Annotated in this window: 29 protein-coding genes; 21 read left to right on the forward strand and 8 right to left on the reverse strand. The window is 65.8% G+C overall.

Annotation, left to right across the window (positions count from 1 at the left end):
* Nucleotides 1-15: 15 nt before the first annotated feature.
* Complete coding sequence (locus IP65_RS14420) at nt 16-1,620, reverse strand: phosphoenolpyruvate carboxykinase (protein ID WP_022677179.1); 1,605 nt, start codon at nt 1,618-1,620, stop codon at nt 16-18.
* Nucleotides 1,621-2,019: 399 nt separating this feature from the next.
* Between IP65_RS14420 and IP65_RS14425 the strand changes: the two genes are divergently transcribed.
* The 7 genes from IP65_RS14425 (at nt 2,020) to IP65_RS14455 (ending at nt 7,739) form a co-directional block, all read left to right on the forward strand.
* Nucleotides 2,020-2,802, forward strand: a complete 783-nt coding sequence (locus IP65_RS14425) for a response regulator transcription factor (protein ID WP_022677180.1) — start codon at nt 2,020-2,022, stop codon at nt 2,800-2,802.
* Nucleotides 2,799-4,427 carry a stimulus-sensing domain-containing protein gene (locus IP65_RS14430; RefSeq protein WP_022677181.1) on the forward strand — a complete coding sequence of 543 codons (1,629 nt, stop codon included), beginning with the start codon at nt 2,799-2,801 and terminating at the stop codon, nt 4,425-4,427. The genes IP65_RS14425 and IP65_RS14430 overlap by 4 nt, the downstream gene beginning before the upstream one ends.
* On the forward strand, nt 4,424-4,867 hold the full coding sequence (locus IP65_RS14435; protein ID WP_022677182.1) for an HPr kinase/phosphorylase: 444 nt from the start codon (nt 4,424-4,426) through the stop codon (nt 4,865-4,867). The genes IP65_RS14430 and IP65_RS14435 overlap by 4 nt, the downstream gene beginning before the upstream one ends.
* 83 nt (nt 4,868-4,950) lie before the next feature.
* Nucleotides 4,951-5,916, forward strand: a complete 966-nt coding sequence (rapZ, locus tag IP65_RS14440) for an RNase adapter RapZ (protein WP_022677183.1) — start codon at nt 4,951-4,953, stop codon at nt 5,914-5,916.
* A gap of 193 nt (nt 5,917-6,109) precedes the next feature.
* Nucleotides 6,110-6,514, forward strand: a complete 405-nt coding sequence (locus IP65_RS14445) for a PTS sugar transporter subunit IIA (RefSeq protein ID WP_022677184.1) — start codon at nt 6,110-6,112, stop codon at nt 6,512-6,514.
* A 71-nt stretch (nt 6,515-6,585) separates the two neighbouring features.
* Nucleotides 6,586-6,882 carry an HPr family phosphocarrier protein gene (locus IP65_RS14450; RefSeq protein WP_022677185.1) on the forward strand — a complete coding sequence of 99 codons (297 nt, stop codon included), beginning with the start codon at nt 6,586-6,588 and terminating at the stop codon, nt 6,880-6,882.
* A 41-nt stretch (nt 6,883-6,923) separates the two neighbouring features.
* On the forward strand, nt 6,924-7,739 hold the full coding sequence (locus tag IP65_RS14455; RefSeq protein ID WP_022677186.1) for an RNA methyltransferase: 816 nt from the start codon (nt 6,924-6,926) through the stop codon (nt 7,737-7,739).
* 111 nt (nt 7,740-7,850) lie between these two features.
* On the opposite strand, the gene recR is transcribed toward IP65_RS14455, so the two are convergent.
* On the reverse strand, nt 7,851-8,444 hold the full coding sequence (recR, locus tag IP65_RS14460; protein WP_022677187.1) for a recombination mediator RecR: 594 nt from the start codon (nt 8,442-8,444) through the stop codon (nt 7,851-7,853).
* Nucleotides 8,445-8,494: 50 nt separating this feature from the next.
* Here recR and fmt point away from each other — a divergent pair, with 50 nt between their 5' ends.
* Complete coding sequence (fmt, locus tag IP65_RS14465) at nt 8,495-9,400, forward strand: methionyl-tRNA formyltransferase (RefSeq protein ID WP_022677188.1); 906 nt, start codon at nt 8,495-8,497, stop codon at nt 9,398-9,400.
* A complete protein-coding gene (gene truA / locus IP65_RS14470; protein ID WP_022677189.1) occupies nt 9,400-10,149 on the forward strand; it encodes a tRNA pseudouridine(38-40) synthase TruA in 750 nt (249 codons plus the stop codon). The genes fmt and truA overlap by 1 nt, the downstream gene beginning before the upstream one ends.
* Before the next feature lie 101 nt (nt 10,150-10,250).
* On the opposite strand, the gene cobS is transcribed toward truA, so the two are convergent.
* The gene (gene cobS, locus IP65_RS14475; protein WP_022677190.1) at nt 10,251-11,243 is read right to left on the reverse strand and encodes a cobaltochelatase subunit CobS; all 993 of its coding nucleotides are present in this window, start codon (nt 11,241-11,243) and stop codon (nt 10,251-10,253) included.
* Between the two features lie 202 nt (nt 11,244-11,445).
* Between cobS and IP65_RS14480 the strand changes: the two genes are divergently transcribed.
* The 7 genes from IP65_RS14480 (at nt 11,446) to IP65_RS14510 (ending at nt 16,735) form a co-directional block, all read left to right on the forward strand.
* Complete coding sequence (locus IP65_RS14480) at nt 11,446-12,252, forward strand: VOC family protein (RefSeq protein ID WP_022677191.1); 807 nt, start codon at nt 11,446-11,448, stop codon at nt 12,250-12,252.
* 31 nt (nt 12,253-12,283) lie between these two features.
* Complete coding sequence (locus tag IP65_RS14485; protein WP_022677192.1) at nt 12,284-12,820, forward strand: GFA family protein; 537 nt, start codon at nt 12,284-12,286, stop codon at nt 12,818-12,820.
* Between the two features lie 212 nt (nt 12,821-13,032).
* Nucleotides 13,033-14,172 carry an acyltransferase gene (locus IP65_RS14490; RefSeq protein WP_022677194.1) on the forward strand — a complete coding sequence of 380 codons (1,140 nt, stop codon included), beginning with the start codon at nt 13,033-13,035 and terminating at the stop codon, nt 14,170-14,172.
* A 316-nt stretch (nt 14,173-14,488) separates the two neighbouring features.
* Nucleotides 14,489-15,112 (forward strand): calcium-binding protein, encoded by a 624-nt coding sequence (locus IP65_RS14495; RefSeq protein WP_158442000.1) that lies wholly within the window; start codon nt 14,489-14,491, stop codon nt 15,110-15,112.
* Between the two features lie 161 nt (nt 15,113-15,273).
* Complete coding sequence (locus IP65_RS14500) at nt 15,274-15,630, forward strand: hypothetical protein (RefSeq protein ID WP_022677196.1); 357 nt, start codon at nt 15,274-15,276, stop codon at nt 15,628-15,630.
* Nucleotides 15,631-15,635: 5 nt separating this feature from the next.
* Nucleotides 15,636-15,842 (forward strand): hypothetical protein, encoded by a 207-nt coding sequence (locus tag IP65_RS14505; RefSeq protein ID WP_022677197.1) that lies wholly within the window; start codon nt 15,636-15,638, stop codon nt 15,840-15,842.
* A 155-nt stretch (nt 15,843-15,997) separates the two neighbouring features.
* Nucleotides 15,998-16,735, forward strand: a complete 738-nt coding sequence (locus IP65_RS14510) for a bifunctional 2-polyprenyl-6-hydroxyphenol methylase/3-demethylubiquinol 3-O-methyltransferase UbiG (protein WP_022677198.1) — start codon at nt 15,998-16,000, stop codon at nt 16,733-16,735.
* Nucleotides 16,736-16,756: 21 nt separating this feature from the next.
* Here the strand turns inward: IP65_RS14510 and IP65_RS14515 are convergent, their stop codons facing one another.
* The gene (locus tag IP65_RS14515) at nt 16,757-17,347 is read right to left on the reverse strand and encodes a J domain-containing protein (protein ID WP_028658100.1); all 591 of its coding nucleotides are present in this window, start codon (nt 17,345-17,347) and stop codon (nt 16,757-16,759) included.
* 39 nt (nt 17,348-17,386) lie between these two features.
* On the opposite strand from IP65_RS14515, the gene IP65_RS14520 reads away from it, so the two are divergent.
* The gene (locus IP65_RS14520; RefSeq protein WP_022677200.1) at nt 17,387-17,659 is read left to right on the forward strand and encodes a BolA family transcriptional regulator; all 273 of its coding nucleotides are present in this window, start codon (nt 17,387-17,389) and stop codon (nt 17,657-17,659) included.
* The gene (locus IP65_RS14525; protein ID WP_022677201.1) at nt 17,656-18,963 is read left to right on the forward strand and encodes a low temperature requirement protein A; all 1,308 of its coding nucleotides are present in this window, start codon (nt 17,656-17,658) and stop codon (nt 18,961-18,963) included. Before IP65_RS14520 ends, IP65_RS14525 begins: the two co-directional genes overlap by 4 nt.
* Here the strand turns inward: IP65_RS14525 and IP65_RS14530 are convergent.
* Entirely contained in the window at nt 18,954-20,060 is a 1,107-nt protein-coding gene (locus IP65_RS14530; RefSeq protein ID WP_022677202.1) for a DUF2332 domain-containing protein, read from the reverse strand. The two genes, IP65_RS14525 and IP65_RS14530, sit on opposite strands and share 10 nt — an antisense overlap.
* Here IP65_RS14530 and hisG point away from each other — a divergent pair.
* The 3 genes from hisG to nusB are packed head-to-tail and all read left to right on the forward strand — an operon-like array spanning nt 20,059 to nt 22,468.
* The gene (gene hisG / locus IP65_RS14535; RefSeq protein ID WP_022677203.1) at nt 20,059-20,733 is read left to right on the forward strand and encodes an ATP phosphoribosyltransferase; all 675 of its coding nucleotides are present in this window, start codon (nt 20,059-20,061) and stop codon (nt 20,731-20,733) included. The genes IP65_RS14530 and hisG overlap by 2 nt on opposite strands.
* A complete protein-coding gene (gene hisD / locus IP65_RS14540) occupies nt 20,733-22,022 on the forward strand; it encodes a histidinol dehydrogenase (RefSeq protein ID WP_022677204.1) in 1,290 nt (429 codons plus the stop codon). The genes hisG and hisD overlap by 1 nt, the downstream gene beginning before the upstream one ends.
* Complete coding sequence (gene nusB, locus IP65_RS14545; protein ID WP_054132157.1) at nt 22,019-22,468, forward strand: transcription antitermination factor NusB; 450 nt, start codon at nt 22,019-22,021, stop codon at nt 22,466-22,468. Before hisD ends, nusB begins: the two co-directional genes overlap by 4 nt.
* Nucleotides 22,469-22,516: 48 nt before the next feature.
* Here nusB and fghA read toward each other — a convergent pair whose 3' ends face one another.
* The 3 genes from fghA to IP65_RS14560 form a co-directional block, all read right to left on the reverse strand.
* Nucleotides 22,517-23,362 carry an S-formylglutathione hydrolase gene (gene fghA, locus IP65_RS14550; RefSeq protein WP_022677206.1) on the reverse strand — a complete coding sequence of 282 codons (846 nt, stop codon included), beginning with the start codon at nt 23,360-23,362 and terminating at the stop codon, nt 22,517-22,519.
* Nucleotides 23,359-23,739, reverse strand: a complete 381-nt coding sequence (locus tag IP65_RS14555; protein WP_022677207.1) for a VOC family protein — start codon at nt 23,737-23,739, stop codon at nt 23,359-23,361. Before IP65_RS14555 ends, fghA begins: the two co-directional genes overlap by 4 nt.
* Nucleotides 23,740-23,812: 73 nt before the next feature.
* Nucleotides 23,813-26,416, reverse strand: coding sequence for an HWE histidine kinase domain-containing protein (locus IP65_RS14560; protein WP_022677208.1), 2,604 nt, complete (start codon nt 26,414-26,416; stop codon nt 23,813-23,815).
* Nucleotides 26,417-26,464 lie beyond the last annotated feature (48 nt).

Below are 26,464 nucleotides of genomic sequence, written 5' to 3' on the forward strand. Positions count from 1 at the left end.
GGGCAGCGCGGATGATCAGGCCGAGACGGGCGCCGCCTTGCGCACGCTTTCGTCGACATGCTCCATGAACTGCTCGAAGTTGTCGATGAACTTCTTGACCAGTTCCTGGGCGGTCTTGTCGTATTCGCCGGCATCGGCCCAGGCGCCGCGCGGATCGAGCAGCTTGGTATCGACGCCCGGCACTTCCACCGGCACTTCAAAGCCGAAGTTGGGATCTTCGCGGAATTCGGCGCTGTTGAGGCTGCCATCGAGCGCGGCATTGAGCAGCGCGCGGGTGGCCTTGATCGGCATGCGCTTGATGCCTTCCTGCGTGGCCTTGCCGCCCGACCAGCCGGTGTTGACCAGCCAGCACTTCACCCCGCCCTTGGCGATGCGTTCCTTGAGCAGGTTGCCATAGATCGAGGGGTGACGCGGCATGAACGGCGCGCCGAAGCAGGTGGAGAAGGTTGCTTCCGGTTCGGTCACGCCGATTTCGGTGCCGGCCACGCGGGCGGTATAGCCCGAGAGGAAGTGATACATTGCCTGGTCGGGCGTGAGACGCGCGATCGGCGGCAGCACGCCATAGGCATCGGCGGTGAGGAAGATCAGGTTCTGCGGCACGGGGCCGAGGTTTTCTTCCGAGGCATTGGGGATGAAATCGATCGGATAGGAACCGCGGCTGTTTTCCGCGAGGCTGGCGTCATCCAGATCGATTTCGCGCGTCACCGGATCGATCACCACGTTTTCCAGCACCGTGCCGAAACGCTTGGTGGTGGCAAAGATTTCCGGCTCGGCCTCGGCCGAGAGGCGGATCATCTTGGCATAGCAGCCGCCTTCGAAGTTGAACACGGCGGTATCCGACCAGCCATGTTCGTCGTCCCCGATCAGGGTGCGGCTGGCGTCGGCCGACAGCGTGGTCTTGCCGGTGCCCGAGAGGCCGAAGAACACGGCGGTGTCGCCATTGGGGCCAATGTTGGCCGAGCAGTGCATCGGCATCACACCCTTGACCGGCAGCAGGTAGTTGAGGATGCCGAACACCGACTTCTTCATTTCGCCGGCATAGGACGTGCCGCCGATCAGGATCAGCTTTTCGGTGAAGTTGACCGCGATCACGGTTTCGCTGCGGCAGCCGTGGCGGGCCGGATCGGCGCGGAAGCTGGGCAGGTCGATGATCGTGTATTCGGGGGCGAAGCCGGCCAGTTCATCGGTCGTCGGGCGTACCAGCAGCGTGCGGATGAACAGGTTGTGCCAGGCAAACTCGTTGATCACGCGCACGTTGACGCGGTGTTCGGGCTGCGAGCCGCCGAACAGATCAGCGACATAGAGCTTGTCCTTGGTGGCGAGCGCAGCAAGGAAATCTTCCTTCAGCGCGGCAAAGTGCGCCGGGCTCATGCCCACGTTGGTCTTGCCCCACCACACGGTGTTTTCGGTTTCGGCGTCGCGGACGATGAACTTGTCCTTGGCCGAGCGGCCGGTGTGCTTGCCGGTGGCGACGACGAAAGGACCGTCCTTGGCCAGGACGCCTTCCCCGTTCTTCACCGCATGTTCCACCAGCGGGGCGGTGCCGAGGTTGGCAAACAGCTCGGCAGGTTCAGGAAAACCCTGCGCGGACAAGGAAATGTTCAGGCTGTTGGCGGACATCACAAGCCTCCCGTTTGGTGGGCCATGCTGCACCCCGGACTGTCTGGAGCCGTGGGCAAAAAGGCAGGCCACTGATTGCAAAAGCGCGGTATCGAGCATGATCGCACAGCCGCATTGCCGTTGTTTTCCGGCTTCGCATACGAATGCCGAATACGAATGCGCGATTCCCTGTTCGGATAGTTGACCACCCGCCCCGCGTCAAACCGGATCGACCCAAGATTTTTGCGCAGCAAGTTGCACAATTTTCAACTGCTGCCCTGTCGCAGCTTGTCCCCACACGAACAAATCCAACGTCCTTGGGGGTTTCTTGCCAGCCGCGCCTGCGCGCCCTAATCTAGCGCGCCACCCTGGTAGGCCACACCCGAGCAGGCCCACTCGAGCAGGATCGCCGCAACGCCTATGCACAATGCCCCTGCCCCCCAGCCCGAAGGCACGGGTACGCCCCCGGCAGGGCAGAGCCAGCCGCGCCGCACGATCGCGCTGGTCGATGATGATCGCAATATCCTGACCACGGTATCGATCGCACTGCAGACCGAGGGCTTTGTCACCCGGCTCTACAACGACGGCGATACCGCGCTCAAAGCGCTGCTCGACAATCCGCCCGACCTGGCGGTGTGCGACATCAAGATGCCGCGCATGGATGGCCTGGAATTGCTGCGCCGCCTGCGCGAGCAGAGCGACCTGCCGGTGATCTTCCTGACCAGCAAGGACGACGAGGCCGACGAGGCACTGGGCCTGGCCATGGGCGCCGACGATTACATCGCCAAGCCATTCAGCCAGCGCCTGTTGCTCGCCCGCATTCGCGCCATTTTGCGGCGCAGCGAAATCGTGCGCCGCGATCCGGTTGCCGCCGATGCCGAGCCGGCCGAAAACCTGCCCGATCCGATCCGCCGCGGCCGCCTGGCGATGGACCCGGCGCGCCACCTGGTGACCTGGACAGACAAACTGGTTTCGCTGACCGTCACCGAGTTCCTGATCCTGGAAGCGCTGGCCGTGCGCCCCGGCGTGGTGCGCACCCGCGACCAGCTGATGAACGCGGCCTATCACGACGACGTCTTTGTCGATGATCGCACGATCGACAGCCATATCAAGCGCCTGCGCCGCAAGTTCCGCGCCGTCGATCCGCAGTTTTCCGCGATCGAGACGCTCTATGGCGCGGGCTACAGCTACAGCGACGAATGACGCCGGCCAACTCTGCCCCACCTGCGCCAGAGCGCACCGCGCGCATGCTGGTGCCACGTGCGCTGCGGCCGCGCGGCCTCTCGCTCACCGCACGTATCCTGGCGGTCAACGTCATCGCGCTGGCGCTGCTGGCAGGCAGCTTCTTCTATCTCGATAGCTACCGTTCGCAGCTGCTGGGCGAGCGATTCAAGCTGGCCCGGGCCGAGGCGGAAATTGCCGCCGATGCGCTCGATGGCGCCAGCCTGGCGCAGCAAAAGACGCTGCTGGTGCGCATCGGCCAGGAACAGCGCCTGCGGCTGCGACTCTATGATCGCGAAGGCCGCCTGGTGGCAGACAGCTTTGCCCTGGCGCCGCCCAGCTTCGCCCTGGTCGATCCCACGGGCGAGCCATGGTACCAACATGCCGCGCGCCTGCTCGATCGCGGGGTCGATTTCATCGTCGGTGCGCCGCCGGTGGAACGCTATGCCGAACCGGCCGATCCGGGAGCCGGCAACTGGCCCGAAGTGGTGCGCGCCCGTGCCGCCCATTCCACCCAGGTCTATCTGCGCTATGCCCCCGATCGCACCCCGGTGCTGACCGCCGCGACGCCCGTGGGGAGCGACAGCGATGGGCAGATGCTGCTGGCCATGCGCAATGCCGTGGATATCACCCAGGCGGTGCGCGATGCGCGCCAGACCCTGGTGATCATCATCGGCCTTGCCCTGATGCTTTCGGTGCAGTTGTCGTTATTCCTGGCGCGCACCATCGTCCAGCCGTTGCGCGCGCTGGTTCGCGCAGCGGTGCGGGTGCGGCTGGGCCGTGACCGCGAAGTGGTGGTGCCCCGCCTGCCCGATCGCGGGGATGAGATCGGCCTGCTCGCCCGCGCCTTTTCCGACATGACCATGGCCCTGCGCCATCGCATCGACGCGGTGGAAAGCTTTGCCGCCGATGTCGCCCACGAACTCAAGAACCCGCTGGCAAGCCTGGCCAGCGCGATCGAGTCGCTCGACCGGGTGGAAGATGCCACGCTGCGCCGGCAACTCACCGCGATCGCCACCCACGATGTCCAGCGGATCGATCGCCTGATCACCGAAATCGCCGATGCCAGCCGGATCGATGCGGAGCTGAGCCGCGCCACGTTCGTGCGGCTCGACCTGGGCGGCCTTGCCGCGCAGGTGGTGGGGGCACGCGGCGCGCGGGAAACGCGCGGCGGCGCGGTGATCCGCCTGCGCCAGCCCGATCCCGGCACTTACGCCCCGCTGGTGCTGGGCGATGCCATGCGGCTGGAGCGCGTGCTGGAAAACCTGCTCGACAACGCCGTGTCCTTCTCTCCGCCCGGCGGCGCGGTGGACGTGGCAGTGTGGACACAAGGGCCGCGCGAGGGTGAAGACGCCCGCGTCATGCTGAGCGTGACCGACGAGGGACCCGGCATCCCCCAGGCCGAGCGCGGCAAGGTGTTCGAGCGCTTCCATTCGGTGCGACCGGCCGAGGAGGCGTTTGGCGCGCACAGCGGCCTCGGCCTTGCGATCGCCCGCACCATTGCCGAAGCCCACGATGGCCGCCTGACGATCATCGACCGTCCCGATGGCGCACATGGCGCCTGCCTGGTCCTGACCCTGCCCTATGCCGGGGAACTGCGCGCATGACCGCGGCGGGCCAAGCGCACCAGGCCACGGCAGTGGCGATCGGCGGGCGCGCCGTGATGATCGAGGGGCCACCGGGCAGCGGCAAGTCCAGTCTGGCGCTGGCGCTGATCGATCGCGGTGCGCAGCTGGTGGGCGATGACGGGCTGCTCCTCCTGCCAGATATCGCGCCGGGCAACGCGCCACGGCTGCTGGCCCAACCCCATCCCCGCATCGCCGGCTTGCTGGAAGTGCGCAATCTGGGGCTGCTGCGCTTTCCCCCCCTGGCACAGGCGCCGGTGGCCTTGGTGCTGCGCCTCGACGCAGATGCGCCGCGCTTCATCGATGCGGCAGGTCGCGTTGAGCGCGCCGGAATAGCCGTGCCGATGGTGCAGTTATGGCCAGAAACGCCGATGCTGGCCCTGCGCGCCACGCTCGCGCTGGAACACTATGGCCTGGGCTGAGTGCCATGCCTGCAACAAGATCAGGGCTGGCCGTCGCGTAACCGCACTTTTCTTTGCCCGCCAATGCGCGCAAAAGGTCGTGCATGGTCGCCACCGATAGTTCCGCTCTGCCCGATCCGGATTCGCCGCAACGCATCCTGCTGGTCACTGGCCTCCTCGGCGCAGGCAAGACCACGGCGCTGCGCACGTTGGAAGACTTGGGCTGGGAAGCGATCGACAATTTCCCGATCCGCCTGCTAGATCGCCTGCTGGAGACCGAACCGGGCCAGGCCCGCAGCGAAAGCGGTGGGATCGATGCCGGAACGCCGCTCGCCATCGGGTTTGACACCCGCACCCGCGGGTTTGATCCGCAGACGATCATCGAGCGGGTCAAGGCGCTGAGCACGCGGCCCAACCTTTCGGTCACCACGCTGTTTCTCGACTGCAGCGGGGCAGAGCTTGAGCGCCGCTACAACGAAACCCGCCGCCGCCATCCGATGAGCGAGGACAAGCCCGCCGCCAGCGGCATCGCTGCCGAGCGTGACCTTCTGGCCCCACTGCGCCGCTGGGCCGACGTGGTCATATCCACCACCGATTTCACCACCAACGACCTGCAGCAGGCGATCCGCCAGCAGTTCGGTGCGATCTCACCGAGTCGCACCACGGTCACGATCAGCAGCTTCGGCTTTTCCCGCGGCACCCCGCCGCTCGCCGACCTGGTTTTCGACATGCGTTTCCTCAACAATCCGCACTGGGATGAAACGCTGCGACCGATGACCGGCAAGGACGCCCCGGTGGGCGATTACATCCGCAACGACCCTGCCTTTGCCGAGGCTTTTGACCGGATTCTGGGGCTTTTGCGCCTGCTCCTTCCCCGCTTCGCGGCCCAGGGCAAGGCCTATGTCCACATCGCCTTCGGCTGTACCGGCGGGCGCCATCGCTCGGTCTTCATGGCCGAAGAGATCGCACAAGGCTTGCGCAATTCCGGTTTTTCACCCACATTGTTGCACCGCAACCTTGCCGCCCGCGGCGCCAACCTGCTGGAAGGCGCCCAGGCGGTTCAGGTATGACAATGATGCCAGTGACAATGCCAATGATGACGATAGCGCGGGCAGCGAATATCCTGCGCTCGGGGGATGGGACGGTTCTGAAAGACATGCCTTGTGAATGCCAGCATTCTGGCAGCCCACATGTGCCCGCCAAGGCTCTGTTAAGCTTGGTTGTGGCATCTTGTCAGGCTGTATTTCGGAGCCCGTTCCCTTCATGATCGGCCTTATTCTCGTCACCCATGGTGCCCTTGCCGACGAATTCATCCATGCGATGGAACATGTCGTGGGCCGACAACAGGACGTCATCGGCGTCTGTATCGGCCCCAATGACGATATGGAGCGTCGCCGCAAGGAGATCGCCGATGCCATCCGCCGGGTCGATAGCGGCGAAGGCGTCATCATCCTCACCGACCTGTTCGGCGGCACGCCTTCGAACCTCGCGATCTCGCTGATGCAGGCGGGCCGGGTGGAAGTGATCGCCGGGATCAACCTGCCCATGCTGATCCGGCTTGCCAAGGCGCGCGGATGCATGAATGTTCGCGATGCCACGGCCGCCGCGCGCGATGCCGGCCGCAACTATATCACGATCGCTTCGGAATTCCTGGGCCAGGACGCATAAATCCCACGCCCGAGGGTTTCCCGAACAAAGCGACGCACCCGACAACGACGGGCAGGGGAAGAGGAAAGCCGATGTCGAGCCAAAGCTACGTTGCCCGAGAGACGATCACCATCGTCAACCAGCGCGGCCTCCATGCCCGCGCCAGCGCCAAGTTCGTCAATGCCGTGGCCAAGCTGCCTTCTGGCGTTGACGTGACGGTGTTCAAGGACGGCACCGAGGCAGCCGGCGGCTCTATCCTGGGCCTGATGATGCTGGGCGCGGCCAAGGGTGATACCATCGATGTCGTGGTGTCTGGCCCGGAAGGTGAAGCGGATTCTGTGCTGCTCAAGCTGGCGGGCCTGGTCAAGGACGGGTTCGGCGAAGACTGAAAGCCTTGCCCATCGCGGCTGGCTGACGCATGGACCGCCCCATGTCCCGCCCAACGTCCCGCCGCACGATCACCGGGTTTTCCAACCCCACCGTCAAATTCGTCCGCAGCCTGCGCGACAAGAAGCACCGCAAGCGCGAGCAGCGCTTTCTGGCCGAAGGCCTGCGCCTGCTGACCGATGCCCGCGCCGGCGGGCGCCTGCCCGAAATCCTGCTGATGGCCCAGGGGCGCGAGGCGCATCCGCTGCTGTCAGACCTGGAAAGCGCGGTGGCCGCCGCCGGGGGCGATGTGATCGAGTTGCCGGTGGATATACTGGCCAAGGTGACCGGCAAGGATAACCCGCAGGCCGTGGCAGGTGTCTTTGCCGAATGGGACACGGGCCTGGCGCAGATCGATCGCCAGTCCGCCCCGCTCTGGCTGGTGGCGCAGGCCATGCGCGATCCGGGCAATCTGGGCACGATGCTGCGCACCGCCGATGCCGTGGGCGCAGGCGGGCTGATCCTGATCGATGATTGCGTCGATCCCTTTTCGGTAGAGGCGGTGCGCGCCAGCATGGGCGCGATCTTCACCCAGCGTCTGGCCCAGGCGCGCTGGGACGAATTTCTGCCCTGGCTACGCGCCGGGGCCGGCCAGTTGGTGGCCGCATCGTTGCGCGATGCGGTGCCCTATCGCGGCGCCCCCTATGCCGGTCCCTGCTTCGTCATGGTGGGCAACGAATCGCGCGGCCTGCCCGAAGACTATGAGCTGGCCTGCGACCTGCGCGTGACCATGCCGATGAAGGGGCGCGCCGACAGCCTCAACGCTGCTGTCGCTGGCGCCGTGCTCGCCTATGAGGTATTGGCAAGCCTGGAAGGCTGAGTTCGGCGCGAGGGGGCTTCGACAGGCTCAGCCCGAACGGGGTTCAGACGCTAACCTTTCCGCCTTCGTTAGCCCTGAGCCTGTCGAAGGGCCCAGCGCGACACCCGCGGGTCAAACCGGCCGCCGCGCGCGCAGGGCCTGGGCCAGGGTGCCCTCGTCCATATAGTCCAGTTCTCCCCCCACGGGCAGGCCATGCGCCAGTTGCGTCACGCGCACGGGCAAGTCTTCCAGCCGTTCGGCAATATAGTGCGCCGTGGTCTGCCCCTCGAGCGTGGCGTTCATCGCCAGGACCACTTCATCAATCCCGCCGGCGCGAACCCGATCGAGCAACCGGCCGATGGTCAGGTCTTCCGGCCGCACCCCTTCGAGCGCGGAAAGCCGCCCGCCCAGCACGTGATAGCGCCCAGTGAACAGCCGCGCGCGATCAAGCGCCCAGAGGTCCGCCACATCCTCCACCACGCACAGCGCGCGCGCATCGCGACGCGGATCGGCACAGATCCCGCACGGATCGGTGGTGTCCACATTGCCGCAGGTCTGGCATTCCACCAGGTTCTGGCGCACGGTATCAAGCGCGGCCAGCAGTTGCGGCAGCGCGCTTTCACGCCGCTTGATAAGCCAGAGCACAGCCCGCCGCGCCGAGCGGGGGCCGAGGCCGGGCAGACGGGCCAGTGCGCTCGCCAGCGCCTCGATCTCTTGCGATGCCATGGCGCGACAGATAGGGCCGCGCGCAGGATTGGAAAAGGACCCATTGCACCATGCGCGTTGTCTTCATGGGCACACCCGAATTTGCCGTGCCCACGCTCGATGCGCTGGTGGCCGCCGGCCACGATGTGGTGGCGGTCTACAGCCAGCCGCCGCGCCCGGCCGGCCGGGGTAAAAAGTTGCAGCCCTCGCCCGTGCATCTGGCGGCAGAGCGGCATGGCTTGCCTGTGCTCACCCCCGTCAGCCTCAAGGGGGCAGACGAACAGGCTGCCTTTGCCGCGCATGGCGCCGATGTGGCGGTAGTGGCGGCTTATGGCCTGATCCTGCCGGCCGCGATCCTGGCAGCCCCGGCAAAGGGCTGCCTCAACGTGCATGGCTCGCTGCTGCCACGCTGGCGCGGGGCAGCACCGGTGCAGCGGGCCATCCTGGCAGGCGATGTGCACACCGGCATCACCATCATGCAGATGGAGCGCGGACTCGATACCGGGCCTATGCTGGCGACGGTGGCCACGCCCGTGGCCGGCAAGACCGCCGGCGAACTCACCGCTGAACTGGCCACGCTGGGCGCAGACCTGATGGTGCGCGTGCTGGCCGATCTGGCCAGCTTTACGCCAGAGGTTCAGCCCGAAGCGGGCGTGACCTATGCCGCCAAGATCGACAAGGCGGAAAGCCGGCTCGATTTCGCCCAACCGGCCGAACAGGTGGAGCGCCAGGTGCGCGCTTTCGCCCCTGCCCCCGGTGCCTTTTTCGAACTGGATGGCGAACGCTATCGCGTGCTCGCTGCGCAGGTGGTGGCCGGTGAAGGCGCGCCCGGCACGGTGCTGGACGATGTGCTGACAATCGCCTGCGGACAAGGCGCCATTCGCCCGCTGACCGTGCAGCGCGCCGGCCGCCCAGCGATGGACACCGCCGCTCTCCTGCGCGGCCGCGCCATTCCGGCGGGCACGGTGCTCGCCTGATGCCGCGCTATGCTCTCACGCTGGAATTCGATGGCGGCCCGTTCATGGGGCTGCAGCGCCAGTCGCACGGCCCATCGGTGCAGCAAGCGGTGGAGGAAGCGGCGCAAAGCGTGGTGGGGCATCCCGTCATTCTGCATGCCGCCGGCCGCACCGATACCGGCGTTCACGCGCTTGGCATGCGCGCGCATATCGATGTGGCGCGGCCGTTCGATCCGTTCCGCCTGTCAGAGGCGCTCAACGCTCGGCTCAAGCCCGATCCGATCGCCGTGCTCGATTGCCGGATCGTGCCCGATGACTGGCATGCGCGCTTTTCCTGCCTTGGCCGCGCCTATGAGTATCGCATCGCCAACCGGCGCGCGCCGCTCACGCTAGATGCCGGCCGCGCCTGGCGCATCGCGCGGCCGCTGGATACGGCCGCGATGCACGAGGCAGCGCAGGAGCTGGTCGGCAACCACGATTTCACCACGTTCCGCTCGGTCCATTGCCAGGCGGCCAGCCCCGTCAAGACGCTCGACCGGCTCGACGTGCGCCGCGAAGGGGACATGGTGATCATCGAGACGGCGGCGCGCAGCTTCCTGCACCACCAGGTGCGATCGATGGTGGGGTGCCTGGGCCTGATCGGCCAGGGCCACTGGACGCGCGCTGATCTGGTGGCCGCGCTCCACGCCCGTGATCGCCAGAAGCTGGGCCACAATGCCCCGCCCGAAGGCCTCTATTTCGTGAAGGCGGTGTATCCCGGCGAGGATTGAGTTCGCACGCGGGGGGCTTCGACAAGCTCAGCCCGAACGGATTTCAACTTCGGCTGCATCCGTTCGCCCTGAGCTTGTCGAAGGGCGTCAAGCGCCCAGCATCACGCCTTGTGCGCGACGCTTTCTGGCAGGTCCTTGGCAAACACCCGCTGATAATATTCGGCCACCAGCACGCGCTCGGCCTCGTCACACTTGTTGAGGAACGAGAGGCGGAAGGCAAAGCCGACGTCGTTGAAGATCTGGCTGTTCTGCGCCCAGCTGATCACGGTACGCGGGCTCATCACCGTGGAAATGTCGCCAGCCATGAAGCCCTTGCGGGTCAGGTCGGCCACGCGGACCATCTGCGCGATCACCTGGGCATCCAGGCCTTGCACCTTCTTGGAAACCACGTCGATTTCGGTTTCCGCGGGCAGATAGTTGAGCGCGACGACCAGGTTCCAGCGGTCCATCTGGCCCTGGTTGATCGCCTGCGTGCCGTGATAGAGGCCCGAGGTATCGCCCAGGCCCACAGTATTGGCCGTGGCGAACAGGCGGAAGAACGGATTGGGGCGAATCACCCGGTTCTGGTCGAGCAGGGTCAGCTTGCCTTCGGTTTCCAGCACGCGCTGGATCACGAACATCACGTCGGGGCGGCCTGCATCGTATTCGTCGAACACCAGCGCGGTCGGGGTCTGCAGCGCCCAGGGCAGCAGGCCTTCGCGGAATTCGGTCACCTGCAGACCATCGCGCAGCACGATGGCGTCGCGGCCGATCAGGTCGATACGGCTGATGTGGGCATCGAGGTTGATGCGCACGCACGGCCACTTCAGGCGCGCGGCGACCTGCTCGATATGCGTCGATTTGCCGGTGCCGTGATAACCTTGCACCATGACGCGGCGGTTGTAGGCAAAGCCGGCCAGGATCGCGAGCGTGGTATCGGGATCGAAGACATAGTTGTCGTCGGTATCGGGCACGCGCTCGTCGGCGGCGGAAAAGGCCGGCACGGTCATGTCGATGTCGATGCCAAACACCTCGCGCACCGAAACCTGGGTATCGGGCGCGGGCAGGACGGTGGTGGTGCCAGCGTGGGCCACGAGATTGGAAGTGTCGCTCATCATTTACCTGACTATCCGCGCGGGCGCCGCGCTGCAACATGCTTTGGCATGCGCTTTTGGCCCGTCTTGCATTTGTGCCGGCCGAGCCCATGCGCAGTGGGCCTGGGCGGCCAAGCTGCTATGCTGCCGCCCATAACGCGCGAATCGAGAGAATGATGCGTGGGCCGCGATCGACCGGCCAACCCGCAGGAGGGATGCCAGCATGCCCCAAGGCCTGTTCGTGTGGTACGAGGTGACAACCGACGCCCCCGATGCGGTGCGCGCCTTTTACGAAGGCGTGATCGGGTGGCGGATCGCCGATCCCTCGCCCGGCCACGAAACCGCCGCGATCGATTATCGCCATATCTACCGTGCCGATGGCGCCGGACAGGGCGGCATGCTGGTCCTGCGCCCCGAGATGATCGCGGCCGGCGCGCGCCCATGGTGGGTGCCCTACCTGATGGTCGATAGCGTGCCGGACACGCTGGCCGCGATCACGGCCGATGGCGCGCGCGTGTGGATGCCTCCCACGACCATTGCCGAGGGCACCTTTGCCATGGTGGCAGACCCTTGGGGCGCGCCGTTCTACCTGATCGATCCAACCCCGCCGCCGGGGCAAGACACGCCGCCACCGCCGGTCTTTGCACTGGACATTACCCAGGCAGTAACCTGGAACGAGCTGTTCACCACCGATCTGCCCGGCGCGCGGACATTTTATGCGCGGCATTTCGGCTTTACCTATCCCGATGCCATGCCGATGGGCGCCTTTGGCGATTACCAGTTCATCGCCCATCCCCTGCAGGGCCGCGTCGGGGCGATGATGGCCCGCCCCAGCGCCGATGCGCCGCTGGGCTGGCGCACCTATTTCCGCGTGGCAGACGTGCGCGCGGCTGCCCAGGCGGTGCGGGATCTGGGCGGAACGCTGGAAGGCGATGTGCACGAAGTGCCTGGCGACGACCTGATGATCCAGGCCCGCGATCCTGCCGGCGCCTTTTTCGGGCTGGTCTCGCGCAAGGCCGCCGCCGGATGACCTGGGCCCTCCCTGGGCAAGGCTGTACAGCATGAATGACGCGAATCCGAAGGCGCATGCGGCGCCAATCGCCGGCCCCGCCGATCCCTTTGCCACCGGCGGATGCCGTTGCGGCACGGTACGCTATGCCCTCGCGCGGGCGCCCTATGTGGTCCACTGCTGCCATTGTCACGAGTGCCAGGTACTGAGCGGCAGCGCCTTTGCCATCAATGCCGTGGTGGAGACAGAGTGCCTCACGCTGTTGGCTGGCACAGTGGCACCGGTCGCCGTGCCGACGCACAGCGGGCGGGGGCAGACGATCATGCGCTGCACGGCGTGCCAGACAGCGGTATGGAGTCATTATGGCAGCCTGGGGCAAAAGGCGGCCTTCGTGCGCGCCGGCACGCTCGATTCGCCCGCGCTGTGCCCGCCAAACGTGCACATCTATGTGCGCACCCGGCTGCCATGGATCACGCTGCCTGATGGCATTCCCGCGTTCGACGGGTTTTACGCCGGCCGCGATGTGCCACAGATCTATGGTGCAGAAGGCGCCGCCCGGCTGGCCACGCTGCGCGCCCGCCCGGAATAGGCGGCTGGCAGCAAAGGATATTCTACGCCGCAGCGCGCAATACGGTTTTCACTAAGCAGTAATCCGTATGAGTCCCCGTCGATAGTTTGGTTAATCATGCGTTAGTCACGATCACGCATGCCCTGCCCTTGCGGTGCACCGCGATATCGCGGCGCACCAATTCGGGCAGAAACGCCAGCGGGCCGCGCCCATTGGCAATGGGGGCACAGCGCATGAACACGGCCACGCAGCAGGCCCGGCAGAGCGGGCGCTATGCCCTGCTCGATGAGATGCGCGGCATCGCGGCGCTGGCCGTATGCCTGTTTCACATTGGCACGCGGGCCACGGGCATCCAGTTGTTTCCCAACGGCTATCTTGCCGTCGATTTCTTTTTCATGCTCAGTGGCTTTGTCCTCGCCGAAGCCTATGAGGCGCGCCTGGTTGCCGATGCACCGGATCGTGCACCCGTGATGGACTGGGCCGGCTTTGCCCGGCGGCGGCTGGTGCGGATGGCGCCGGTGGCGGTGCTGGGCGCCGGGCTGGGTGGGCTCTATCTCGTCGCGCGTTGCCTGGTTTCCCCTGATCGGTCCGATCCGCTGGACCAGGTGCTGCTGGCCAATGCCCTCAATCTGCTGATCCTGCCAAAGCTGTGGCATGGCGCGGCGACGGGGTGGGAACTGTTCCCGGCCAATGGCCCGCTGTGGTCGCTGTTCTTCGAAATCCTCGCCAATCTCGCTTGGGCAGCATTCCTGGTACGGCGCAGCACGGCGCTGCTCGCGGCCGGCGTCGCGCTCGCGGGGTTGGCGCTGATTGCCTGCGCGCTGCGCCATGGCACACTCGATCTGGGCTGGCAGGCCAGTTCGCTGGACGGCGGTCTGGCCCGGGTCTGCTTCGGGTTCGGCTGCGGCCTGCTGCTCCACCGCTTGCGCCACGCGCTCCCGGTAATGAACCGGGCCGCCGCAACCTTGGCCGCGCTGGCGCTGGTCTATGCCCTGGCGCTGCCGGTGCAGCACCTGCCGTGGACGTTGTTCATGGCCATGGCCTTTCTGCCCTGCGTGCTGGTGGTGGCGGTGGCAGCCGGCAGCCATCGCGCCATGCCCGGCGGCACCTGGCTGGGCCGTATTTCCTATCCGCTTTATGGCATTCACGTGCCTCTGCTCGCCATCGTATCGGGCGCAGCCAAGCGCATGCTGCAGGGTGAGCCGCTGGGCGCCTGGGGCATTGCCCTGGTCCCGCCCCTGCTGCTCGCGGCCTGGCTGGTGCTCACCCGCATCGACGAGCCATGCCGCGCCGCGCTCTCGCAGTGGTTCGATGGCAAGGCGCGTTCGGCACGGCAAACGACAACCGTGCGCCAAGGCTCAACCTGGGGCTGATACAGGGAGGCGCCGCGCAGATTCAAACTTGCTCCAGATTGAACCGGTCTTGCCGCTGTTACCGCGTGAAAGCGCCAATATGAACGGGAAACACCGGCACGTTGCACCGCAATATCGCGTTATAACCAGGCAGGATCGGCAGCGATTCACACCTTGGCCGCCAGGGTGTTTGTGCAATTACCCATAAGACAAGTCAGGTCGCAATCATGACTTGCGTGGCCGAGGAACGCCTCTGTTCTTCCCGACCACACAGTATCCTCGCAAAATACTTGTGGATCAAATTTCCGCCCACACGGTGGAATGAAGGAGAATGAACATGGCAGTGATCAATGGCACCAGCGGCGATGACACCATCGCCGCGCCCAAGGGCAACAACATCATTAACGCCGGGGCTGGCGACGACGTTGTCACCGGCGGCTCGGGCAAGAACATCATCAGCGGCGGCGATGGCAACGACGTGCTCTACGGCGGCGGCGGCAACGACGCGATCTATGGTGGCGACGGCAACGACATTCTCAAGGGCGGCGGCGGCAAGGACGCGCTGACCGGCGGCGCGGGCGCAGACCAGTTCGTGTTCCGCTCGGGCGAAGGGTTTTCCTCGTTCGCGTTCACCGGCGGCCATGGCGTCAACAGCGTCTACCAGTGGGTGACGGTCGAAGATCTCAACTTTGCCGATCACGACGTGGTGCGCATCACCGGGTTCGACAGCATCTTCAACGCCATCGGCCTCACCGTGAAGGGCACCGGCTCTGCCTATATCGATTCGCAGGACGACGTGAACAAGCTGGCCGCCTACCTCAAGGCGCATCCCGATGCGGGCACCTATTTCGTCAACACCAGCGGGTTCGACGGCACCACGTTCGTCCTCAACGATGGGCTCGGCCATCAGCAGGCCCTCACGCTCAGCCACATCATCGCCGACGATACCGTCGCGATCTGATCGCCCCGCGCTGGGGCATACCGCCCCGGCTGCGTGTCACCCTTGCGCCCTGCCATGGCTTGCCACGGCAGGGCGTTTTTTCTGGCAAGCGGGCCACTTGGCGCGCTATCCCTGCGGCTTGGGCCGCCACCTTGGCGTGCCGAACATGGGGACCAAAAGCGATGAGCGTGTTCGACAGCATCCTGGGCCAGGTAAGCAGCGCGGTGGACGTGAAGAACCTGGCGGCAAAGCTGGGCATCGATCCCGCTCAGGCCGAAACCGCCATCGCCGCCTTGGCCGCGGGCCATCAGGCCAAGGGCGACACCATCGAAACCGCAGCTGCCAATACCGGACTTGATGCTGGCCTGCTGCAGCAGATCGTCGGCCACATCGGCGGCGAAGGCGCACTGTCACAATTCGCCACGATCCTGGGTGATCATCCCGATGCGCTGGGCCAGGTCAGCAAGTTCCTCGACAAGGATGGTGACGGCAACCCGCTCAACGACATCGCCGGCCTGGCCAAGGGACTGTTCAGCTAAATCCCATGATGGATACTGTTCTTTCCCTGCTGGTGCTTGCCACCGTGGCGCTCGTCGGTGGCGCAGTGTTTTTCTGGCGCCGTGGCGAGCGCAAGCGGCCAGCCCTGATGCTCGGCATGGCATTCCTGATCGCGGCCGATCTCGCCGTCTGGCTTACCCCGGTCGCCGGCGGCCCGTCGCTGATCGAAGTGGCTCACCAGGCACCGGATTGACGACAATCCCGCCCTGCGTCGGCTAACCTTTATGTGTTCCCGCCAAGATTGAAGCCTTTGCGGTGTGTTATTCGTTCAATCCCAAAGATTTTCTTTTGCACAAAGCGCAACTTGGGCCAGTGTCCCGAAACTGATTTTGGGGGCACAGTACAAAGATGCGATTGCTGTTTCGGTCACGTTCCAAACCGCAACCCAGCCATTCGATTCGCGATTACCAAAGAGTGGTGCGAAAGAAGCTGAAGGCCATGCCACAAGAGCGCTCCCTTGCTCTTGCCCAGGCCATCGGCGCAGAAACGATGGAAAATTTCGTCGCACAGGGCGATGGCCATGTCGCGGTGTTGCGCCATTACGGCCTGCGTGACGGCATGGCCATTTATGATCTGGGCTGTGGCTGCGGGCGAACCGCCCAAGCACTGCAACGCTCTGGATGGCAGGGCGACTATACCGGCGCCGATGTCGTTCCCGAGCTTTTGCAGGAGTTGCAAAGGCAGTGCCCCACCTATCAGGCCATCATCAATTACAAGCCAACGATCGTGGCGCCGGATTCATCGTTGGACATGACTTTCAACTGGTCGGTCTTCACACATCTTTATCCAACCGAATCATATCTTTATATCGAAGATAGCTTTCGTGCGCTCAAACCTGGCGGCAAACTGGTGTTTTCATTCCTGGAATTGGCCGAACCGGCCCATGACCGGATCTGGAATGCCTGCGTGGATCGCGTGCGCCGTGGGGAACGCGCGGAACAACTGGATTGCTTTTTGCACCGGGACTGGATCGCCCGTTTCGCCAAAGACGTGGGTTTTCTCCCGCCTGTTTTCACCAGCGGCTTGGACGACAGCAACCACCCTGCTTTCTGGCAGGCGCTGGCCATGCTGGAAAAGCCGGCCTGAGCGCGTTTTCACAGCCAGCTACTAGCGAAACGCGGCCGATTGCCGCAGGTGATCATAGGCCGCCACCACGCGCTGCAGCTTATCTTCCAGGCTGCGATCGCCGCCATTGCGATCGGGGTGATAGCGCCGCACCAGATCGGCGTAGCGGCGGCGCAGGGTGTGGCGGTCGGCGTCAAAGCCCAGGCCCAGCGCTTCGTAGGCGGTGCGGTCTTCCGGGGTCAGGCCGCGCCGGGCCGCTTCCTGGGCGGCCTGGTGATCCATCTTGCGGGCGCGGGCACGCTGGGCAATGGCTTCGAGCGGATCGGCAAAATCGCCCCAGCGCGGCGCCTGATCGATGCCGGCGTCGGGACGGAACGCGCGGGTGTGGGTATCCCATCCGGCCAGCGGCGATTGCGCGGCCATGATTTCATCGGCACTCATGCCTTCAAAGAAATCATAGCCGGCGTTGAACGCGCGAATGTGGTCGAGGCAGAACCAGCGGTAATCGCCAGGCCCGTCAAACCCGGACGGGCGCACGCCGGGCGCACGGAATTCCCCCGGCGCATCGCACCCCGGGGCACTGCACTGGCGCCCGGTATCCGTGACGCGGCCATGGAACTTGTCATGCTTCACGCCATTGCACATGGTGCGTGCCAACCCGAAAGGAAAGAGATGACCGGCCCGATCGCCCAGGAAATTGAACGTAAACTTGTGGACGCGCTTGCCCCCACGCAGTTGGAGGTCATCAACGATTCGGCCAGCCACAGCGGCCATATGGGTGATGATGGCACCGGCGAATCGCACTTCACGGTGGAGATCGAAAGCGCCGCCTTTGCCGGCCTGTCGCGCCTGCAACGCCAGCGCTTGGTCAACCAGGCACTGGGCGATCTGCCGGGGCAGCGGGTTCACGCCCTGGCGATTCGCGCCCGCGCGCCGGGCGAATGAGCGAGCAGGCCAAGCAGGAAGCCGAGGCGATTGCCGAGGCTGGCAAGCCCGCCCCCAAGGCCGAGACCGATGGGGTGCCGGCGCCAGCCACGCTCTTGCGCAATCACGAGGGCGGACACGCCCCGGTCAGCTATCTCGAGCTGTTTTTCGACCTGGTCTATGTCTTTGCGGTAACGCAGCTTTCCCATCATGTGCTGCACCATATGGGCACGGCTGGCCTGGCAGAGGCACTGGTCCTGTTCCTGGCAGTATGGTGGGCCTGGATGTTCACCGCCTGGGCCGCCAACTGGACCAATCCCGAAAGGGGCCCGGTGCGGATCATGCTGCTGCTGTCGATGCTGGCCAGCCTGGGGCTGGCCGTGGCCATGCCGCGCGCATTCGACGCTGGCGGCGGTGGCGATGCCATGCTGTTTGCCGCGTGCTATTGCCTGGTGCAGATCGGGCGCAGCGGGTTTGTCGCATGGGCCATGGCCAAGAGCCGGCAGGAACATTGGCGTGGCAGCGGCGCGCGCAACATGATCCGCATCACCTTGTGGTTCGTCGCCTCGGCCCCATTATGGCTGGCCGGCGCGCTGGTCGATGCCCCGCTGGTGCGGCTGGGGCTGTGGGCGCTGGCGCTCACGGTCGATTACGGCGGACCGTTCATGGGCTTTGCCGTGCCCGGCATGGGCCGATCGCAGCCGGAAGACTGGGACATTTCCGGCAGCCACCTGGCCGAACGTTGCGCGTTGTTCATCATCATCGCGCTGGGCGAAGGCGTGGTGGTAACGGGCACCAGCTTTGCGCAGGAAACCGCCGACCTTGCCCGCAGCCTGGCCTTCGTGCTGGCCTTTGCCGGGTCTGCGTTGATGTGGTGGATCTATTTCGATCTGGGTGCCGAACGCGGCGCGCGGCACATTGCCCAGCATGCGCAGCCCGGCCGCGTGGCGCGCAGCGTCTATACCTATCTGCACATGCCGATCGTGGGCGGGATCGTGATCACCGCCGTGGCCGATGCCCTGCTGCTCGATGCGCCGCTGGCCGCGGCCAAGCTGCCGCTGGTTGCCACCCAGGCCGGGGGGCTGCTGGTGTTCCTGGCCGGCACCGGGCTGTTCAAGCGGCCATCCAGCCCGCACGGCAATTTTCCGCTGTCGCACTGGGTGGGCGGTGGCCTGCTGGTCGTGCTGGCGGCACTGACCCTGGCCTTTCCCCTGCCCGCGCCGGTGTTCGTGGGCGCCACGGTCTTGGCGCTGCTGGTGGTGGCGGTATGGGAATGGGCATCATACCATCACCACGGCAGCGCCCTGGCCGAGGATCAGGGCTGAAGCCATTCCACCCAGGCGCCATGGGCGTGGGCGGCGGCCAGACACACCGGCGCGCCGCCATCGGGCCACAGCCGCACGGTCAATTCATGGCGGAACGTGGCACGATCGGTTTCCAGTGACAGCCAGGCCAGGCGCTGCCCCGGCGTGGCGCGCTGGCCGGCTGCTTCGATCCCGGCGGCAATGCGCGCTTGCGTGGCGGGCGGCAGATATTGCCAGACGATGGAATGATAGATCACTCGCGTGCTGTCTTGCGGCTGCGGCGCGGCCAGCACGGCATCGACATAGTCGGCCGCATCCATCGCCACCAGATCGGGCCGCCGTGCCTGCGCCAGGGCAATTGCCGCGTCCAGCCGCGCAATGCGCTCGGTCATCTCGGCCCAGACATAGCTCTTGAGCCGCAGCGCCTGCTCGGGATCGGCCAGATCGATCGGCGCGCGATCGCATCCGGCGATCGCCAGTACCTCGACCGGAACTTGCGGCGGCCGCCCGGTGCCGCGCCATTCGGGCGCGAGATGCAACGGCGAATCAGCCGGGCCGGCCTGCGTGCCACCCAGATCGAAGGCAAAGCGATCCATCATCGTGTTGACGCCGGCGCTCGCGCCCAACTCATGCAGCACGAAGCGCGGACCCACCCGTGCCGAGAGCCACAGCAGCCCGGCCATGATCGAGGCCGAACGCCCCGCTTCGTTGGTCTGGGGTGGCCCGTCGAGCCAGGGCAGCAGGCGGGTGGCAAAGCGATCCACCAGATCGCCGACCAGCGCATCGATCATGGCCTGGTCGGTCAATTCCCCGCGATAGACCGCGGCGAGCCGCATGTCGGCACCGGTCAGCACCAGGTTGTGCAGCCCACCGGCCAGGCGCAGCGGCAGCGCGTCTTCCAAGGGCTTGCCCGGCCAGGCCGCCATGCGCGCGCCAACCGCACCGCCCGATGCCAACAAGGGCAATTGGGCCCGCACCACCCGTCCCGTGGCCGGGGCGCCATTGGCCGCAGCGTGGTCTGCCTGCCAGGCGATGGCCTGTTCGACAGAAGCGATATCCATGATCGACGCCATGAGGTTGCCCTTTTCCCGCGCTTGCCATAGGGGCGAAAGCGTCATGACCACCGCCACCCCGCTCGTTTTCGCCCTGCCCAAGGGCCGCATTCTCGATGAAGCGCTGCCCTTGCTCGAACAGGCAGGCGTGGTGCCCGAGGCCGCGTTCTTCGACAAGTCCTCGCGCGCATTGTCTTTTGCCACCAGCCGGGCCGATGTCACGCTGATCCGCGTGCGCGCGTTCGACGTTGCCACGTTCGTCGCCCATGGCGCCGCGCAGGCCGGCATCGTGGGATCCGACGTGATCGACGAGTTCGACTATGCTGATCTCTACGCGCCGGTTGACCTCGATATCGGGCATTGCCGCCTGTCAGTGGCAGAGCCGGTCGGCGGCCTGGGCCAGGGCGATTGGCAGCGCGAAAGCCATGCCCGCGTCGCCACCAAGTATCCCAACCTCACTCGCCGCCATTTCGAAAAAATGGGCGTGCAGGCCGAAGTGGTGAAGCTCAATGGCGCAATGGAACTGGCGCCATCGCTGGGCCTGGCCAGCCGCATCGTCGATCTGGTCTCCTCGGGCCGCACGCTCAAGGAAAACGGCCTGGTCGAAACCAGCCAGATCATGCAGATTTCGGCGCGGCTGATCGTCAACCGCGCTGCGCTCAAGACCGACAGCGCCCGCCTGGGCGCGTTGGTCGATGCGTTCCGCACGCAAGTTGCCGCACGAAAGGCCGCCGCCTGATGCTTCGCCTCAAGACGACCGATGCCGATTTCGCCACGCGCTTTGCCCGGCTGGTAAAAGACCGCCGCGAGAGCGACGAGAACGTCAGCCGCGATGTGCAGACGATCATCGAGGACGTGCGCCTGCGCGGCGATGAAGCCGTGGCCGAATATACCCAGCGCTTCGATGGCCACCTGCCGCAGGGCGATGGCTGGCGTATCGATGCCGCCACCTGCCGCGAGGCGTTCGATGCCTTGGCGCCCGATCTGCGCGCCGCGCTGGAACTGGCCGCACAGCGCATCCGCACCTATCACGAGGCACAACTTCCGCAGGACCGCGACTATACCGACGCGGCCGGTGTGCGCCTGGGCGCCAAGTGGCGCGCGGTGGATGGGGCCGGGCTCTATGTGCCGGGTGGCCGCGCCGCCTATCCCTCGTCGCTGCTGATGAATGCCATCCCCGCCAAGGTGGCGGGCGTTGGCCGGCTGGTTGTCACCACGCCCACGCCCAAGGGTGAGATCAACCCGTTGGTGCTGGCCGCCGCGCACTTGGCCGGGGTGGACGAAGTGTGGCGCGTGGGCGGGGCGCAGGCCGTGGCCGCGCTGGCCTATGGCACCAAGACAATGCGCCCGGTGGACGTGATCACCGGCCCGGGCAATGCCTGGGTGGCCGAAGCCAAGCGCCAGCTTTACGGCGTGGTCGGGATCGACATGGTGGCCGGGCCATCGGAGATCCTGGTGATTGCCGATGCCAAGAACGATCCGCAGTGGATCGCTGCCGACCTGCTGAGCCAGGCCGAACACGATCCGGCCGCGCAGGCGATCCTGATCACCGACGATGCCGCCTTTGCCGATCAGGTGGTCGACATGGTCGGCGTGGAAATCGCCCTGCTGCCCACTGCCCGCGTGGCCAAGGCCAGCTGGGAAACCCACGGCACGGTGATCGTGGTGGAATCGCTGGACGAGGCCCCCGCCCTCGCCAATGCCCTGGCGGCCGAGCATGTGGAGATCGCCACTGACGATCCCGATGCCCTGTTTGCCCAGATTCGCCATGCCGGCTCGGTGTTCCTGGGCCGCATGACGCCCGAGGCGATTGGCGACTATGTCGCTGGCCCCAACCACGTGCTGCCTACTGGGCGCCGTGCGCGCTTTTCCTCGGGGCTTTCCGTGCTCGACTTCATGAAGCGTACCAGCTTCATTGCCGTGAGCGATGCTTCCATTGGCGCAGTTGGCCCGGCGGCCATTGCGCTTGCCGATGCGGAAGGGCTTGCCGCCCACGCCCGCTCGATCGAACTGAGATTGGGAATATGACGAATAGCAAGGGCCAGGCCCGCTCTGCCGCGCGGCTTGCCGCTGTCCAGGCACTGTACCAGGTGGATATGGAAGGCACCGAGCTGCGCTTCCTGCTCGACGAGTTCCACCAGCACCGGCTGGGCGCGGAAATCGAAGACGTGGAATATGCCGCGGCTGACGTCGAATTCTTCGATGACGTGGTCAAGGGCGTGATCGCCCGCCGCGAGGAAGTCGATGGGCTGATCCAGGGCCGCCTGGCCCAGGGCTGGTCGCTGGCCCGCCTCGACAAGACCATGCTGCAGATCCTGCGCTGCGGCACCTATGAATTGCTGGCCCGCACCGACATTGCCGTGGGCACGGTGATCAGCGAATACCTCGACGTGGCCCACGCCTTTTTCGACGCGCGCGAGGCCAAGTTTGCCAATGGCGTACTCGACGCCGTGGCCAAGGACGTGCGCAAATAATACGCCCGTCCCCTCCCCATCGCCGATGGGGAGGGGGTGCAGGGCAATTTACAACCGCTCTGCGTGCCAGCGCAGGTGATCGTCCATGAACGTGGAAATGAAGTTGTAGCTGTGGTCATAGCCCGGCTGCAGCCGCAGCGTGAGGTCAACGCCCGCCGCTTCGCACGCCGTGGCGAACAGGTCGGGCCGCAATTGCTCGGCCAGGAAGCCATCGGCATCGCCCTGGTCGATCAGGATGGCCCCCGCCGGGCGCTTGCCGTCTTCGACCAGCGCGGTGGCATCATGCGCGCGCCATGCGGCACGATCGTCACCCAGATAGCCGCCCAGCGCCTTGTGGCCCCAGGGCACCTGCCCCGGCGCCACGATCGGCGCGAAGGCCGAAAGCGACTTGAACGTTTCGGGATAGGTCAGCCCCAGCGTCAGCGCACCATGACCGCCCATCGAGTGGCCGGTGATGCCCATCCGCGCGATATCAACCGGGAAATGCGCGGCAAGCAGGGCCGGCAATTCCTGCGAGACATAGTCCCACATGCGGTAATGCGCGGCGTAAGGCTCTTGCGTGGCGTTGACGTAAAAGCCCGCGCCCAGGCCAAAGTCGTAGGCACCGGCGGGATCGTCAGCTACGTCCTCGCCCCGCGGCGAGGTATCGGGCGCCACGAAGATCAGCCCGAGTTCGGCGCAGAGGCGGCGATATTCGCCCTTGTCCGTCACGTTGGCGTGGGTGCAGGTCAGGCCCGAAAGATAGAGCAGCACCGGCAGCTTCGCCCCAGCCTGCGCCTGGGGCGGCACGAACACCGAAAAGGTCATCGGCGTGGCCGTGGCGGCCGAGGCGTGCTTGTACACGCCCAGCACGCCACCATGGGCCTTGGTGGTGGAAACCGTTTCCAGCGTCATTGCACCACGCCATAGTTGTGCAGCGCGCAGATCTTGTGGCCATCGGGATCGCGCAGATAGGCCAGATAATAGGGGCTGCCCTTGCGCACGCCCGGCGGGTCTTCGCAGGCGCTGCCACCATGGGCGATGCCGGCGGCATGCCAGGCGTCGGCCTGTTCCGGAGTCATGGCAAAGCCCACGGTAAAGCCGTTGGCGCACGTCGCCGGCTCGCCGTCGATCGGCTTGGTCAGGATGAAGATGCCGCCGTTGTGCACATAGATCAGCCGCCCCTTGGGATCGACGATGCCCTGGGGCCCACCGAACGTGGCGAAGGTGGCATCGTAAAAGGTCTTGGCACGGTCGATATCGTTCGTGCCGATCATCAGGTGGCTGAACATGGGCGTCTCTTCTCCCGGTGCAGCGCCCCATGCGCCGCCTCGCGCGGGGTGTGCCCGGCCCGGCCCCTGCCGGTCAAGTGCCCGCGTGGGGTGATCGCCGCACGGCTTGGGCCTGGCCCACGGCAGCACGCAATTCCTTGAGGCCATAGGGCTTGTTGATCACCGGCACGCCGGGCCAGCGTTCGTTGCCAATGCCTTCGCCATAGCCGGTGGCAAAGGCAAAGGGCACACCCAGTTCGGTCAGCCGATCGGCGATCGGCGCGCTGGTATCCACACCCAGGTTGAAGTCCAGCAGGGCAAAGGCAAACTCGTTCCGCTCCAGCAGGCGCAGCGCATCGCGCACGGTCGGCGCGGTGCTGACCGCCGCCGCGCCCAGTTCGCGCAGCGCGTCTTCGCCATCGAGCGCGATGATCATGCTGTCTTCCACCAGCAGCACGTTGCAATCGTCCAGCGGCGTGGTCGCCCCGCCCAGGCTGATCGGCGTGGGACCGCTGTGCCGCGCCGCCGTTACCCCCGCCACACAGTGTTCAGGCAGGGTGAAGCGGGCATGCACGCCCGGTTCCAGATAGGCGATGTTGGCCGTGCCACCCAGGTCATAGGGGATCGAGCGTTCGATGATCGTGCTGCCAAACCCACGCCGGGTGGGTGGCGCCACCGGCGGGCCATCGCGTTCCTGCCAATCGAGCACCAGCCCGCCGCTGCCGTCACGCTCCCACGAAATGTGCACCGTACCCTGCCCAGCGAGCGCGCCATACTTCACGGCATTGGTCATCAATTCGTGGATGACCAGGGCAATCGTGACGTAGGCGGTGGGATAAAGCAGCACGTTCTCGCCCTGCGCCACCACGCGTTCGGATTGCGCGCGCAAATAGGCGCCGGCTTCCACTTCTACCAGGTCAGCCAGCCGCGCCGGCCCCCAGCGATCGGCGGTGATCTGGTCATGCGCGCGGGCGAGCGAGCGGATGCGATCATCGAGCGTGACGATAAAGCCCGCCACATCGGCGGCGCCATCGCGGGTCTGCGCGATCAGGCCACGGATCAGCGAGAGGATATTGCGCACGCGGTGATTGAGTTCGGCAATCAGCAGTTCCTGCCGTTCCGATGCGCGGGCGCGCTCCACCCCGGCGGTTTCCGCCAGGCGCACCAGCACTTCCAGCATGCCCACGCGCAGCGCTTCGGCCACGCGGCGCTCGGCCGGAGTAAACGGCTGGCACGTGCCCTTTACCAGTTGCGCCCAGGCCTCGAAACTCTTGCGCGGGGTCAGGCGCGGGCCGTTGGGGCCGTGCACCATTTCCTTTTCAGGCTTGCCGCCCCAGCGCACCTCGCGCAGGCGTTCTGCCCGGAACAGCACGATATAGTCACGCGGCTCGCGCGACAGCGGAATCGCCAGCATGCCGGCCGCCACATCGGCGTGATCGGCCGCGGCTGGCAGCAGCTTGGAAATCGTCTCGGTGGCAAAGACCTGCCCGGAAGAGACCCGGTTGAGCAGGCGCACGATGCTGTCGAACTGGTCGTCATTGGGAGTCAGCCCCACCAGCGAGGTCTGCCCGCGCACATGCACGCCGATGCCATCGGCGGGAATGGCATCGCCGATCACGTCGGCCAGCCACTGCGGATTGTCGAGCAGGTCATTGTCCTGCGCCACGGTGGCCAGCAAGCGATCGGTAACGGCGCGACCGCGCGCCTCATACTCGCGAGCCTGGGCGTTTTCCCGCGCGTCGAGCATGAGCGAGAACATCTGGCCAAACAGTTCGGCCGCGCTGCGTGCGGCCATGCTGGGCAGGCGCGGGGAATAGTGATGGCACGCAAACAGCCCCCACAGCTTGCCGCCCACCACGATCGAGATCGACAGCGACGCGCATACGCCCATGTTGTGCAGGTATTCGATGTGGATTGGCGACACTGCGCGCAGCACGGACAACGACTGGTCCAACAGCAGCCCATCGGGATCGCGCTGCGGCACCAGGGGCACCGGTGTAGACCCAACGTCAGCGATCACGCGAAAGGTATTGCGCAGATAGAGCTGGCGCGCCTGGGCCGGAATATCGCTGGCGGGATAGTGCAGCCCCAGGAAGCTGTCGATGCCATGCCGCGCGGATTCAGCGACGACCTCGCCCGATTCCTGCGCATCGAAGCGATAGACCATGACCCGGTCAAACCCGGTGATCGCCCGCACCTGGCGCGCGCCTTCCCGCAGGAACGCGGGTAGGCCTTCCACCTGTTGCAGCCGGCCGATCATGCTGCGCACCACCGAGGTCGCCTCGATCGGCTCCAGCGCTGCCGGCTCGGCCTCGATCACGATCTCGCGGCCGGCGAAATGCAGCGCCACGTCGAACGGCGGCTGCCCAGCCAGCAATGGCAGGGCAAAAATCCGCTCTACCGCATCGGCGCCACGCAGCGTGGTCAGCCGGTTGCGGATGGTGTGGATTGCCTCGCGGTCTAGCAGATGGGTAAGCGGCTGGCCCAGCACGTCGTGCGCGGCCATGCCGGTGAACTGTTCGATGTTTTCGGAAACACGCGCAACCATCCAATCGGGCGTGATGGCGACGAGAAATCCAAAGGGCTGAATGATGCCCAGGATATGGATCGGCTCGCGATCGCAATTGCTGAGATCTACAGCAAAGGCTTCCGCCTGCTCGGCAGGAACCTGGCCGTTCGATTCAGTATGGTGGGTCATCCGTAGCGCAGATAACGCACCATGGGAAAAAAGGTGCCGAAAATATTC

Source organism: Novosphingobium sp. AAP1 (assembly GCF_001295765.1).
GTDB lineage: Bacteria > Pseudomonadota > Alphaproteobacteria > Sphingomonadales > Sphingomonadaceae > Novosphingobium > Novosphingobium capsulatum.

What these genes read in the sequence shown, in the direction of transcription:
- cobS (WP_022677190.1), bottom strand. Translation starts at nt 11,243, where the DNA reads ATGAGCGACACTTCCAATCTCGTGGCCCACGCTGGCACCACCACCGTC.
- truA (WP_022677189.1), top strand. Translation starts at nt 9,400, where the DNA reads ATGCCGCGCTATGCTCTCACGCTGGAATTCGATGGCGGCCCGTTCATG.
- IP65_RS14480 (WP_022677191.1), top strand. Translation starts at nt 11,446, where the DNA reads ATGCCCCAAGGCCTGTTCGTGTGGTACGAGGTGACAACCGACGCCCCC.
- nusB (WP_054132157.1), top strand. Translation starts at nt 22,019, where the DNA reads ATGACGAATAGCAAGGGCCAGGCCCGCTCTGCCGCGCGGCTTGCCGCT.
- rapZ (WP_022677183.1), top strand. Translation starts at nt 4,951, where the DNA reads ATGGTCGCCACCGATAGTTCCGCTCTGCCCGATCCGGATTCGCCGCAA.
- IP65_RS14495 (WP_158442000.1), top strand. Translation starts at nt 14,489, where the DNA reads ATGGCAGTGATCAATGGCACCAGCGGCGATGACACCATCGCCGCGCCC.
- IP65_RS14520 (WP_022677200.1), top strand. Translation starts at nt 17,387, where the DNA reads ATGACCGGCCCGATCGCCCAGGAAATTGAACGTAAACTTGTGGACGCG.
- IP65_RS14430 (WP_022677181.1), top strand. Translation starts at nt 2,799, where the DNA reads ATGACGCCGGCCAACTCTGCCCCACCTGCGCCAGAGCGCACCGCGCGC.
- IP65_RS14490 (WP_022677194.1), top strand. Translation starts at nt 13,033, where the DNA reads ATGAACACGGCCACGCAGCAGGCCCGGCAGAGCGGGCGCTATGCCCTG.
- hisG (WP_022677203.1), top strand. Translation starts at nt 20,059, where the DNA reads ATGACCACCGCCACCCCGCTCGTTTTCGCCCTGCCCAAGGGCCGCATT.
- IP65_RS14435 (WP_022677182.1), top strand. Translation starts at nt 4,424, where the DNA reads ATGACCGCGGCGGGCCAAGCGCACCAGGCCACGGCAGTGGCGATCGGC.
- IP65_RS14510 (WP_022677198.1), top strand. Translation starts at nt 15,998, where the DNA reads ATGCGATTGCTGTTTCGGTCACGTTCCAAACCGCAACCCAGCCATTCG.
- IP65_RS14505 (WP_022677197.1), top strand. Translation starts at nt 15,636, where the DNA reads ATGATGGATACTGTTCTTTCCCTGCTGGTGCTTGCCACCGTGGCGCTC.
- IP65_RS14450 (WP_022677185.1), top strand. Translation starts at nt 6,586, where the DNA reads ATGTCGAGCCAAAGCTACGTTGCCCGAGAGACGATCACCATCGTCAAC.
- IP65_RS14555 (WP_022677207.1), bottom strand. Translation starts at nt 23,739, where the DNA reads ATGTTCAGCCACCTGATGATCGGCACGAACGATATCGACCGTGCCAAG.
- IP65_RS14425 (WP_022677180.1), top strand. Translation starts at nt 2,020, where the DNA reads ATGCACAATGCCCCTGCCCCCCAGCCCGAAGGCACGGGTACGCCCCCG.
- IP65_RS14420 (WP_022677179.1), bottom strand. Translation starts at nt 1,620, where the DNA reads ATGTCCGCCAACAGCCTGAACATTTCCTTGTCCGCGCAGGGTTTTCCT.
- IP65_RS14500 (WP_022677196.1), top strand. Translation starts at nt 15,274, where the DNA reads ATGAGCGTGTTCGACAGCATCCTGGGCCAGGTAAGCAGCGCGGTGGAC.
- fmt (WP_022677188.1), top strand. Translation starts at nt 8,495, where the DNA reads ATGCGCGTTGTCTTCATGGGCACACCCGAATTTGCCGTGCCCACGCTC.
- IP65_RS14485 (WP_022677192.1), top strand. Translation starts at nt 12,284, where the DNA reads ATGAATGACGCGAATCCGAAGGCGCATGCGGCGCCAATCGCCGGCCCC.
- fghA (WP_022677206.1), bottom strand. Translation starts at nt 23,362, where the DNA reads ATGACGCTGGAAACGGTTTCCACCACCAAGGCCCATGGTGGCGTGCTG.
- IP65_RS14525 (WP_022677201.1), top strand. Translation starts at nt 17,656, where the DNA reads ATGAGCGAGCAGGCCAAGCAGGAAGCCGAGGCGATTGCCGAGGCTGGC.
- IP65_RS14530 (WP_022677202.1), bottom strand. Translation starts at nt 20,060, where the DNA reads ATGACGCTTTCGCCCCTATGGCAAGCGCGGGAAAAGGGCAACCTCATG.
- IP65_RS14455 (WP_022677186.1), top strand. Translation starts at nt 6,924, where the DNA reads ATGTCCCGCCCAACGTCCCGCCGCACGATCACCGGGTTTTCCAACCCC.
- IP65_RS14560 (WP_022677208.1), bottom strand. Translation starts at nt 26,416, where the DNA reads ATGACCCACCATACTGAATCGAACGGCCAGGTTCCTGCCGAGCAGGCG.
- hisD (WP_022677204.1), top strand. Translation starts at nt 20,733, where the DNA reads ATGCTTCGCCTCAAGACGACCGATGCCGATTTCGCCACGCGCTTTGCC.
- IP65_RS14445 (WP_022677184.1), top strand. Translation starts at nt 6,110, where the DNA reads ATGATCGGCCTTATTCTCGTCACCCATGGTGCCCTTGCCGACGAATTC.
- recR (WP_022677187.1), bottom strand. Translation starts at nt 8,444, where the DNA reads ATGGCATCGCAAGAGATCGAGGCGCTGGCGAGCGCACTGGCCCGTCTG.